This window comes from Mycobacterium sp. (assembly GCF_050701675.1).
In the GTDB taxonomy this organism is placed as follows: Bacteria; Actinomycetota; Actinomycetes; order Mycobacteriales; family Mycobacteriaceae; genus Mycobacterium.
On sequence record NZ_JBOGDD010001033.1, the window covers coordinates 1 to 9720 of the forward strand.

General features: G+C 66.8%; 12 protein-coding genes. 9 read left to right on the top strand and 3 right to left on the bottom strand.

The annotated features are described in order from the left end of the window. From ACRDUX_RS31640 to ACRDUX_RS31660, 5 genes are all read left to right on the top strand, one after another. The coding region (locus tag ACRDUX_RS31640; RefSeq protein ID WP_526419929.1) for an ATP-binding cassette domain-containing protein at positions 1–460 on the top strand (460 nt) is incomplete at its 5' end. Further along, on the top strand, positions 457–1140 hold the full coding sequence (locus tag ACRDUX_RS31645; protein WP_526419931.1) for a methionine ABC transporter permease: 684 nt from the start codon (positions 457–459) through the stop codon (positions 1138–1140). The genes ACRDUX_RS31640 and ACRDUX_RS31645, both read left to right, overlap by 4 nt. A gap of 38 nt (positions 1141–1178) precedes the next feature. After that, a complete protein-coding gene (locus tag ACRDUX_RS31650; RefSeq protein ID WP_526419933.1) occupies positions 1179–2075 on the top strand; it encodes a MetQ/NlpA family ABC transporter substrate-binding protein in 897 nt (298 codons plus the stop codon). Then, positions 2072–3487 (top strand): NtaA/DmoA family FMN-dependent monooxygenase, encoded by a 1416-nt coding sequence (locus ACRDUX_RS31655; RefSeq protein ID WP_526419935.1) that lies wholly within the window; start codon positions 2072–2074, stop codon positions 3485–3487. Before ACRDUX_RS31650 ends, ACRDUX_RS31655 begins: the two co-directional genes overlap by 4 nt. A 21-nt stretch (positions 3488–3508) precedes the next feature. Further along, positions 3509–3928 carry a heme-binding protein gene (locus ACRDUX_RS31660; protein WP_526419937.1) on the top strand — a complete coding sequence of 140 codons (420 nt, stop codon included), beginning with the start codon at positions 3509–3511 and terminating at the stop codon, positions 3926–3928. Here the strand turns inward: ACRDUX_RS31660 and ACRDUX_RS31665 are convergent. The 3 genes from ACRDUX_RS31665 to ACRDUX_RS31675 are packed head-to-tail and all read right to left on the bottom strand — an operon-like array spanning position 3915 to position 6894. Beyond that, the gene (locus ACRDUX_RS31665; RefSeq protein WP_526419939.1) at positions 3915–5441 is read right to left on the bottom strand and encodes a class I adenylate-forming enzyme family protein; all 1527 of its coding nucleotides are present in this window, start codon (positions 5439–5441) and stop codon (positions 3915–3917) included. The two genes, ACRDUX_RS31660 and ACRDUX_RS31665, sit on opposite strands and share 14 nt — an antisense overlap. 20 nt (positions 5442–5461) lie before the next feature. Beyond that, positions 5462–6199: a DUF899 family protein gene (locus ACRDUX_RS31670; RefSeq protein WP_526419941.1), complete on the bottom strand. Its 738-nt coding sequence runs from the start codon at positions 6197–6199 to the stop codon at positions 5462–5464. Then, positions 6196–6894, bottom strand: a complete 699-nt coding sequence (locus ACRDUX_RS31675) for a DUF899 domain-containing protein (RefSeq protein ID WP_526419943.1) — start codon at positions 6892–6894, stop codon at positions 6196–6198. Before ACRDUX_RS31675 ends, ACRDUX_RS31670 begins: the two co-directional genes overlap by 4 nt. Positions 6895–7016: 122 nt before the next feature. Here ACRDUX_RS31675 and ACRDUX_RS31680 point away from each other — a divergent pair, with 122 nt between their 5' ends. The 4 genes from ACRDUX_RS31680 (at position 7017) to ddaH (ending at position 9618) form a co-directional block, all read left to right on the top strand. Then, the gene (locus ACRDUX_RS31680; RefSeq protein ID WP_526419945.1) at positions 7017–7349 is read left to right on the top strand and encodes an ArsR/SmtB family transcription factor; all 333 of its coding nucleotides are present in this window, start codon (positions 7017–7019) and stop codon (positions 7347–7349) included. After that, on the top strand, positions 7346–7780 hold the full coding sequence (locus ACRDUX_RS31685; RefSeq protein WP_526419947.1) for an SRPBCC family protein: 435 nt from the start codon (positions 7346–7348) through the stop codon (positions 7778–7780). Before ACRDUX_RS31680 ends, ACRDUX_RS31685 begins: the two co-directional genes overlap by 4 nt. Positions 7781–8167: 387 nt before the next feature. After that, positions 8168–8833: an LmeA family phospholipid-binding protein gene (locus tag ACRDUX_RS31690; RefSeq protein ID WP_526419949.1), complete on the top strand. Its 666-nt coding sequence runs from the start codon at positions 8168–8170 to the stop codon at positions 8831–8833. A 20-nt stretch (positions 8834–8853) separates the two neighbouring features. Then, complete coding sequence (gene ddaH / locus ACRDUX_RS31695) at positions 8854–9618, top strand: dimethylargininase (RefSeq protein ID WP_526419951.1); 765 nt, start codon at positions 8854–8856, stop codon at positions 9616–9618. Positions 9619–9720: the final 102 nt, after the last annotated feature.

Sequence of the window (9720 nt, forward strand, 5' to 3'; positions counted from 1 at the left end):
CCTTCGCGACGAGTTCGGCTTGGCCATCATCCTGATCACCCACGAGATGGAGGTGGTCCGCGAGATCGCCGACTCGGTGGCCCGCATCGACGGCGGCCGCATCATCGAGAGCGGCTCCGTCGGCGACGTCATCCTCGACCCGACGTCCTCGCTGGCCCGCGAACTGCTTCCCGACCGGCCGCGCGTGCCATTCAACGGCACCGGTGAGGTGTGGGAGGTCTCATACGCCTCGCGCGAGGTACCGCTGGATTGGCTCACGTCGATTCACACGGTGCCCGGCATCGCGGATTCGCAGGTGAATGTGCTCAGCGCAAGCGTGGAGGCGATCCGCGGAGTGGCGGTGGGGCGCGCCGTGCTCGCCATCTCCCCGGCCGCACCCCCCGGATTCGAGGGCTACCTCCGGGAGCGCGGGCTGCACGTGAGCGCCGTGTCCGCGAAGTCCGAAGGGGCGGCGGCGTGATCCTTGCCGCGGGGGAGGACTTCAGCACGCCCTGGGACAAGGTCCCCGACCTCCTCCTGCCCGCCTACGGACAGACCTGGCTGATGGTCGGCATCACGATGGCCCTGGTACTTCTCATCGGCACTCCCGTCGGGATCACGCTGCACAACACCTCCGACTTCGGGCTCTTCCCCAACCCGAAGGTGTTCGTCGTGCTCAACACGATCGTCAACGTGGGCCGGTCCTTGCCGTTCCTGATCCTGATGACGGCGATCATTCCGGTGACGCGGTTCCTGGTCGGTACCACGATCGGCATCTCGGCGGCGATCGTGCCGATGACGACGGCGGGTGTGCCGTTCTTCGCGCGACTCGTCCAGAACGCGCTGCGCGACGTGCGGTCCGACGTCACCGACATGGGCCAGGTCTCCGGTGGCACGAACGTCCAGCTGATCCGCACCGTGCAGCTGTCCGAGGCTCTGCCTGCGCTGGCGGGGGCGTTGACGGTCAACGCCATCGCGATGATCGAGTACTCGGCCATTGCCGGGTCAATCGGCGCAGGCGGTGTCGGAAACCTCGCGATCACATACGGCTACAACCGTTTTGACCACAACATCATGATCGCCACGGTGATCACGCTGATCATCACGATCCAGGTCGTCCAGTTCGTTGGCGACCGCATGGTCAAAGCCCTCACGCGCTGACTCCCAGCAATTTCCCCACCAATGAACGAGGAACATCCGTGACCGATCAGTCCACCTCACCCGAGACCGACGACATCGAGCTCAAGAAGAAGAAACGGTGGCCGTGGATCGCCGCCGCCGTCGTGCTCGTCGTCGCCATCGCGGGCGGCGTCACCTACGCGAAGGTGTCCAACGAGGACAAGCCGTTCGGCACCAACCTCAAGGTCGCGACGTGGAGCACCGACATCGCCGCCGAGAGCCTGCTCAAGTACATCAACGACCAGGTTGCTCCCGCGCACGGCATCACGATCGACCCGGTCAAGATCGACAACATCATCGAGATCAACCGCGCCGTCGATGCGGGCACCATCGCAGGCAACTTCTTCGAGCACCAGCCGTTCCTCAACGACGCCATCGCCGCCAACGGTTTCACGCTGAAACTCGCTGCGCCGACGTTCACCTGGGATCAGGCCACCTACTCCGACAAGTACCGCAGCTGGGCCCAGGTGCCCGTCGGCGCCAAGATCGCGTTGCGTGACGACCCCGCCGGACAGGCGATCGCGCTGCTGGATCTGGCCTACGACAAGCAGATCACGCTGAAGCCGGGCAAGGACACCCTGGCGGGTCTGCCCCAGCTGTCGGACATCGAGTCGAATCCCAGGAACTACCAGTTCGTCCAGGTCCCGATCGGTCAGCTGGCCCGCAGCTTCGCCGACGTCGACGCCATCGTCGTCCACATCTCGGACGTGTACTCCGCAGGCCTCACGGAGGACCAGATCATCGCCCGCGAGCCGGCCCCAAAGGGCAGTGAGGGCGGACTCGTGGTCAGTGACAAGCACCTCGACGACCCCAACGTGCAGAAGCTGATCCAGACCTTCCAGGACCCCAAGATCGCCGAGTTCCTCAAGACAACTGACGACCAGCTCATCCGCAACACGCTGGGACCCATCGCATGAGCAGGACCAAGCGCCCGTTGTACTACAGCGCGTTCGTGATGAACACCGCATCCCATGTGCTGCACGGTCTCTGGCGTGCCCCGGAGGCGGAGAACCACAAGTTCAATTCGCTTCGGCACTGGACCTCCGTGGCGGCGGAGGTCGACAAGGCCGGGTACGACCTGATCTTCTTCGCCGACGTCTTCGGCCTGCGTGCGCCGTGGAATGGCAACTGGCGCAAGGCGGTCGAAGGTGGGATCCAGATCCCGGTCAACGACCCCTCGGTCCTGGCGTCGGCGCTGGCGGCCGCGACCGATCACCTGGGCATCGTGTTCACCAGTTCGATCGTTCAGGACCATCCCTTCAACTTCGCCCGCAGGATGTCCTCGCTCGACCACTACACCGAGGGCCGCCTCGGCTGGAACATCGTGACGAGCTTCAACGCGAACGTGTTTCGCAGCTTCGGCCACGAGGGCACGCTCAACCACGACGAGCGCTACCGATGGGCCTACGAGTACGTCGACGTGGCCTACAAGCTGTGGGAGGGCTCCTGGGACGACGACGGGCTGGTGCAGGACAAGGAACGCGGCATCCACGCGGACCCGTCGAAGATCCACAAGATCAACCACGTCGGCGACCGCTACTCCGTCGAGGGGCCGCACTTCGTCGCACCGTCGCCGCAGCGCTCGCCGGTGCTCTTCCAGGCGGGCTCATCGCCGGCGGGCCAGCTCTTCTCGGCACGCAACGCAGAGGGTGTCTACATCAGCAGTCCGAGCCCGGCGGATGCATACAAGCAGACCGCCGAGACCCGCGCGCTGGCAGCCGACAACGGACGAGACCCCGACGACATCACCTTCGCCCAGGGCCTGTCGTTCGTGATCGGCGACACGCACCGGGAAGCGGTTCGCCGCAACGATGAACTCAAGAGGTACCTCGACCTTGAGGGCATCGCCCTGCACGCGCTCGGCGACGCGGGCATCGATGCGGGCAGCTTGCCGCTGGACACCCCGATCAGCCAGCTCGGCGAGTTCACCGGGGTGAAGAGCTTCATCCGCTGGGCCTCCGAGGTGTCGGGCAACGACGATCCAACCATCCGCGACATGGCATGGGTGATGGAGGGCGCGAACCGCGTCGTCGGCACCGCCGACGAGATCGCGGATCGCCTCGAGGAATGGCGGGAGGCCGGGGTCGACGGCATCAACGTCTATCACGCCACCGTCCCCGGTTCGTTCCGAGAGGTGGCCGACCGTCTCTTCCCGACGCTGCGCGAGCGAGGCCTGATTTCGACGGACAAGTCGGGGACGTTGCGTCACAAGCTGCTTGGGCGTGGCGACCGGCTGCCCGACACCCATCCCGCTGCCGCATATCGAGGCGCCTTCGGCGACAACGATCTGCTCAACGGCGTCGAGGAACCGATCGGCGCCATCGGCTGACCGTAGAAGTATGTTGGCGTCGTGCTCACAACCACGAACGTCGACTTCGCCACGGCCACCCGCATCGTCGCGGCCGCCCACGCCGAAGCTCTTCGGCGGTCGATCCTGGTGTCCGCGGCGGTGGTCGATTCCGGCGGACACCTCGTCGCGTTCGGCAGGATGGACGGCGCGGAGATCGCCGGGCCCGTCCTCGCGGTCGACAAGGCCTACACCGCGGTGGCCAACCGCATCGCGACCTCCGAACTGGCCGAACTGGCAGCACCGGGCGGTGAACTCTTCGGCCTGCACGCCAACGGCGGCGGTCGGTTCGTCGTCTTCGGCGGCGGCGTTCCCATCGTCGTCGACGGGGCCATCGTCGGTGGCGTCGGTGTCAGCGGTGCGAGCGCGGCCGACGACGAAGCCTGCGCCCTGGCCGGTATCGCGGCACTCAACCCGCGCTGATCACCCACGTCCGCAGCGCCTTTCGGTCGATCTTGCCGCTCGGCAGCGTGGGGATCTGCTCGGTGGTCGCGATCACCCAGCGCGTCGGTACCTTGAAGGCAGACAGTTGATCACGGGTCCGCACCGCCACGGAATTCACGTCGAGGTCGGCTGCTGCGGGCACGACGACGGCGCAGACCTCCTCGCCGCGGCGGGGATCGTCGATGCCGACCACCACACACTGTGCGACGTCGGCGAAACCTCCGATGACTGACTCGACTTCGAGCGGTGAGACGTTCGCGCCTGCGGCCTTGATGAGTTCACTCGTGCGGCCGACGTAGAACAGGCGTGGATCGCCTTCCTTGCGGTAGACCCGGTCTCCGGTGTGGTACCAGCCGTCGGCGTCGAAGGTGTCGGCGCGCTCGCGCTTGTTGTAACCCGTCATCACCCCGGTGCCACGGATCAGGAGTTCGCCGGTGGTCCCGTCGGGCACCGGTCGACCGTCCTCGTCGACGATTCCGATGTCCGTGTAGGCGAAGCCGCCTGCGGTCTCGGACATGGTGCGATGCACGGGGAATCCGTCGGGCACGTCGGTCATCGCGATGTCCAGAGGTCCGTCACGCAGCATCGGCGCGCTGGCCAGGTCACGGTCGGCGAAGGTCGGATGCTCGCGCAGGCGCTGGGTGAACGCAGGCCACCCGACGATCCCCGTGGCCTGCTCGCCGTCGATGAGGTCCAGGGCCGTCGCTGCGTCGAGACGCGGTATGACCAGCAGGTTGATGGATTCGTGGAGTGCGCCCATGACGGCGAGCAGCCCGCCGACCCAGAAGAACGGCATCGCGCACAGGATCCGGGCCGGCGCGCCACTGCCCGTGATCGCCCTGATGGCAGTCGGCCAGGTCGACGTCTGACGCACCAGCGTGCCGTGGGTGTGCAGCACACCCTTGGGATCCGCAGTCGATCCCGAGGTGTGCACCATGACGGCCAGGTCTGCGGGAGAGACCTCCCGCTCGACGGCCACCAGGATCTCCCGCGGCACGGCCGCGTCGTCGATTCGAGTCGCCCAGTGCCGGTCCACGTCACCGGTGAGCACGATGCGTCGCAGGTACGGTGCGCCGGGCATCGCGAGCCGGCCCGCGGGCTGGCCGGCCAGCTCGGGCAGTGCCGCTTCGAGCCGATCGGCGACATCGATGCCTAGCACCCAGCTTGGCGCGACCAACATGCCGATGTCCGCCAGTCGCAACACCTTTGAGATCTCCGCAGGTGCGTACAACGTGCTCAGCGGCACGGCCAACGCGCCGATCCGCGACACCGCCAGCCACCAGAGGACCCACTCCACGCCGTTGGCGAAGAACAGTCCGATGCGGGAGCCCTTGCCGACATCCTGGCCGAGCAACCAGCACGCGATGTGCGCGGAGCGTTGCTCTGCCTCCGCATAGGTGAGGCGTTCAGTCGGTGTCACCACGAAGGTGTCGCCGCCGAACTCGTGCGCGTCGCGTTCGAGCAGTGCCGGAATCGTCAACGGTTCAGTCACGCGTCGATCATGGCCGATGATCAGTCTTCGGTGGCGAGATCGTCGGAGCGCCCGGCGTCGAGCCGCGACCACTGGGCGATGGGACGTCCGTTGGCACGTACGCGAGCTGCCCCGCCTCCCCACTGCTGGGGCCATCCGGGCGGCGAGTCCTCCCACGCCTCCTGGCGTCCGTAGATCGTGAGGTCCATGAGCGCATAGTTGTTGTCCATCGCCTCGACGCCGCGGAGGGTGGTCCAGTATGTCTCGAAGACGTGATCGCCCTCCCGCACGTAGCTGACGAGGTGCATCATGCCGACGGTGCGGCCGATGAGCAGGCCCTCGAGTGAGGGGAGTGCCGAGTACCACGGCATGTCCCACTCCATGAAGTCGCGGTAGCGGGCGCCTTCGTCGTAGGGACCCTGGCAGAAGACCGCGTAGGTGATGTCGCGGGAGTGGAGGTAGGCCAGCTCGGAGACCTGGGTGGTGCACCACGTGCAGCCTTCGCACTGCTCGGCCGCGGAATGACCCGGATGCCACATGAAGTAGTACGCGATGAGCTGCTTGCGCCCTTCGAATGCCTCGAGCAGTGTGAGCGGGCCATCCGGCCCGATCAGCTCGAGGCCGCCGGCGACCTCGACCATGGGTAGGCGTCGTCGGGCCGCGGCGATCGCATCGGCTTCCCGGGTGTGCGCCTTCTCCCGAGCCCGCAGCAGGTCGAGTTCGGCTTGGAACGTCGCCCGGTCGACGACCGGGGGCAGGCCCGGTGATCCGCCGTTCATAGCCGTGAGCCCCCGTCGCGCCGGTCGTATCCGTCATGCCAGTCCCACCATTCATACGGCGGACTCTGCGGGTAACCGTCGGGGGAGTCCTCCCAGATCTCTTGGCGCCCAAGTGCGGTCATGTCGAGGAAGCTCCAGGTATTGACGAACACCTCGTCGCCGCGGTTGTTGATGAAGTAGGTGCGGAAAACTCGGTCACCGTCACGGATGAAGGCATTGGTGCCGTGCCACTCGTCCACTCCGAAGTCGACGTCGAAGGCGCCCTCGGCGTCAGGAACGATCGTGTACCAGGGGATGTCCCAGCCCATCCGCGTCTTTACCCGCTGCAGGTCGGCCTGTGAACCGCGCGAGACGTACGCCAGGGTGGTGTCGCGGGCGTTCAGGTGGGCGAGGTTGCCGACGTGATCGGCCATCAACGAGCAGCCGACACAGCCGTGCTCCGGCCATCCGTGCACGCCAGGGTCGACGAACGCGCGGTAGACGATGAGCTGGCGGCGCCCATCGAACAAGTCCAGCAGGGAATTGCTGCCCGCAGGCCCTTCGAACTGATACGGCTTGATCACCGGTGTCCATGGCATCCGGCGTCGCATTGCGGCCAGCGCGTCGCGCGCGCGGCTGAATTCCTTCTCCCTGACGAGCATCTGCTGGTGCGACGCCTCCCATTCCTGCGCCGACACGATCGGAGGTGTCAACATGTGTGTCCCCTTTCGCCTCTGCCGCAACGGTTTCGGCCGCGCCGGTTCGCCAGTGAGACGTTCAACAGTTCAGTTGAACATCTTCTCTAGAACAACACGAGTGAGCGACTATAGTCAACAAAATGGTTGAAGATCAGGTGCTGGATCGCGCGTACGCCGCGCTCGCCGATCCGACGCGCCGTCGGCTGCTGGAGACGCTGCGGGCCGGCGACGCGCGCATGACCGATCTGGCCGCTCCGCTACCGATGACGTTCGCCGGTGTGTCGCGCCACGTCGGAGTGCTGGAATCGGCCGGGTTGGTTCGCCGCGAGGTGCGCGGCCGTGAGCACTGGTTCTCCCTGCAGCCGGACGGGTTGACGGTGGCCCAGCAGTGGATCGATCAGCAGACGGGCTTCTGGTCGACACGTGCGGACGCGCTGTCGGCGCGGCTGCGGCGCAAGGGAAGTGCTCGGTGAACGAAGCGCCGGTGGCCCGCGTGCGACGCGTCATGCCCGCCACTCCAGAGGTGGTGTTCGACGAGTGGCTCGATCCGGAGTCGTTGCGGGAGTGGATGTGTCCGCGGCCGTCCCGATGCGTCGCCGTCACCGTCGAGCCCCGTGTCGGAGGGAGTGTGCGTCTCGACGTGGACAACTCCGGCACCTCGGTGCTGATCACCGGACGCTTCCTTGCCATCGATCGACCGCATCTGCTGCGCTTCACCTGGAGTAACTCGAACTGGCGCGACCCGACCGTCGTGAGCGTCGTCAACGTCACCTTCGAGCCCTTCGCCGAGGATCGGACGCTGATGTCGATCGACCATTCCCTGTTACCTCCCGAGGAATTCGACAGCTTCCAGAACGGGTGGCCGGGCGTCTGCGATCAGCTCGAGGCATTTCTCGACACGTGACGGGCGATCCATCGGATCGCGTCAGGTGAATGAGGCACAATCGCGGAGGTGACGACACCGCCGCAGCCTCCCCGACGGCCTGGCGGTCGCGGCGAACCGATCCGTCGCCAAGAACCTCCGACCCAGCGGATTCCGCGGCAAGGCCCACCGGACGCGCCGACCGAGCAGTTCCGGGCGAGGTACCGACCCAGTGATGCGGCGCCCACGGAACGACTTCAACGCCCACGTGAACCACGCCCGCGTGAACCATCCGGCCCGCTGCCGCCGAGTCGACCACCGCCGCCTCGAGCCCCTCAGGAACCGCACCCACCCGAGGCGCAGGCGCGTCGCCGTTGGCTGCGCGACCCACTGACCCTTTCGCTGATCACACTCATCGTCGTTGCGCTCTTGGCCGGCGGGTTGGCCGGGGCCGAACTGTACGCCCGGCACCGCGCGGACAGCCTCCTGGTCGAGGTCGCCGAGTGCGTCGTGAAGGACGGGGCCACCGTCTCGTTCGGCGTGAATCCACCCTTCCTGTGGCAGCACATCACCGGCCACTACACCAACATCTCCGTGTCGACCGAGGGAAATCGGGTTCAGGACGCCAAGGGGATGACGGCCGACGTGACTGTCCAAGACGTGCGACTGCAGGGATCCAAGGACTCGAAGGGGACCATCGGGGCACTGAACGCGACGCTGACGTGGACCGCCAACGGCATCAAGGACACCGTCGCCGCGAACCTTCCCGGGGTGGGCAGTCTGGTCACCGGCGTCACCACCGATGCCGCGGCAGGCACGATCGACCTCGAGGCCGGGGCCATCACCGTGACGGCCAAGCCCGTCGTCACCGACGGCGACCTCGCCCTGCAGGTAGTCGACGTCGGCGGCCCGCTGGCCAAGGACACGGTGCAGACGGCGCTCGACGGTCTCACCGCGAAGCTGAACGCGCAGTACCCGCTCGGCATCCACGCCGACAGTGTCGAAGTCACAGACGAAGGTGTGGTCGGCAAGTTCTCGACCACGAACGCGTCCATTCCGCAGGATGACGCCGACGCCTGCTTCGCACGACTCTGACTCTCGTCGAGGAGGACTCCATGCCCGACCGCCCGTACGCGCTGGTCCGCCGCCCCGCCGAGACCTTGGCCGACGGCATCGTGACGTTCATCGAGCGCACGCCGCTCGATGTCGCACTGGCCAAGCGCCAGTGGGACGGCTATGTCGCAGCGCGGGAGCGCAATGGGTGGCCGGCCGTGGTGGTCGACGGCGACGATTCGATGCCGGACTGCGTGTTCGTCGAAGACGCCGTGGTGATGTTCGGCGAGCTCGCCGTGATCACGAATCCGCGGCAGCCGACGCGCCACCCGGAGATCGTCGCGGTTCGACGCACCATCGACGAACTCGGGCTCGATGCCACCGCCATCACCGAGGGAACACTCGACGGCGGTGACGTGCTCAAGGTGGGCTCGCAGGTGTACGTCGGCCTCAGCGGCACCACCAACGCGGCCGCGATCGAACAGCTGGCGCGGATCCTGACGCCTCGCGGATACACCGTCACGGCCGTGCCGCTGACCAAGGCGCTGCACCTCAAGAGCGCGGTCACCGCGCTGCCCGACGGCACCCTCATCGGGTATCGACCCGTGGTCGACGACCCTGGCATGTTCCCGTCGTTCCTGGCCGTGCCCGAGGAACCAGGTGCTCACGTGGTCATCCTCGACGAGGATCTGTTGCTGATGAGTTCGGCGGCGCCCCGCACGGCGCAGTTGTTCGCCGATCGCGGCTACCGTCTCGAACTGGTCGACGTCTCGGAGTACGAGAAGCTCGAGGGCTGCGTCACCTGCCTGAGCGTGCGGGTGCGCTGAGTGTCGTAGCGGCTCCGCCCGCGGCGGTGGCCGACGCGGTGCACGGGTCAGACATCCCGAGCACCGCGGCCGCGATCGCAGCGGCCAGTCGTGGAATGTGCA

Bases quoted from the DNA above. Each gene is read 5' to 3' on its own strand.
- ACRDUX_RS31655 (WP_526419935.1), top strand. From the start codon at position 2,072: ATGAGCAGGACCAAGCGCCCGTTGTACTACAGCGCGTTCGTGATGAAC.
- ACRDUX_RS31670 (WP_526419941.1), bottom strand. From the start codon at position 6,199: ATGAACGGCGGATCACCGGGCCTGCCCCCGGTCGTCGACCGGGCGACG.
- ACRDUX_RS31675 (WP_526419943.1), bottom strand. From the start codon at position 6,894: ATGTTGACACCTCCGATCGTGTCGGCGCAGGAATGGGAGGCGTCGCAC.
- ACRDUX_RS31680 (WP_526419945.1), top strand. From the start codon at position 7,017: ATGGTTGAAGATCAGGTGCTGGATCGCGCGTACGCCGCGCTCGCCGAT.
- ddaH (WP_526419951.1), top strand. From the start codon at position 8,854: ATGCCCGACCGCCCGTACGCGCTGGTCCGCCGCCCCGCCGAGACCTTG.